The organism is Cecembia lonarensis LW9 (assembly GCF_000298295.1).
In the GTDB taxonomy this organism is placed as follows: domain Bacteria; phylum Bacteroidota; class Bacteroidia; order Cytophagales; family Cyclobacteriaceae; genus Cecembia; species Cecembia lonarensis.
Window position 1 is genome coordinate 1 of the sequence record NZ_AMGM01000335.1, and the last position, 541, is coordinate 541.

General features: G+C 69.1%; 1 protein-coding gene. It reads left to right on the plus strand.

The window, feature by feature from the left end; translation table 11 throughout:
• On the plus strand, positions 1 to 541 hold a 541-nt coding region (locus B879_RS24345), incomplete at both ends, for an ATP-binding cassette domain-containing protein (protein ID WP_162136902.1).

The window sequence follows — 541 nt, forward strand, 5'->3', positions numbered from 1 at the left end:
CATCGATCCGGTGGGATGGGCACGACATGTGGGCATGCTGCCCCAGGATGCTCGCCACTATCTCTCCGGGGTCCGCGAAACAGTGGCCGAGGAGCTGGCCGTGGGGCTGGAGAACGCCGGGGTGCCGCGCGCCCAGATGCACGCACGGATCACCGCGCTCGCCCACAGGTTGGGCCTCGGAGAATTGCTGGACCGTGACCCTGAGACGCTCTCCGGGGGCCAGGAGCGTCTGGTGGCACTCGCGGCGCTCACCCTGGATGGTGCGCCGGTGCTCATCTTGGATGAGCCGCTGGCCGGACTAGATGCCGCGGCTTCCGCGCGCGTGGCGGCCCTGCTGCAGCAATTACGCGCCGAGGGTACGGCGTTGGTACTGCTCACCCGGGCCGTGGACGGCTCGGTGGACGGAGCGGACCACATGCTGCGGCTGCGCGCCGGACGCTGCGAATCGGTGCCGGGCGAGCAAATCAGTATCCCGCGAAATGAGGTTTCTGCGCCGGACCGCCGGCACTCGCCCGGCACTGCGGCCTTGCTCGAATTCAGT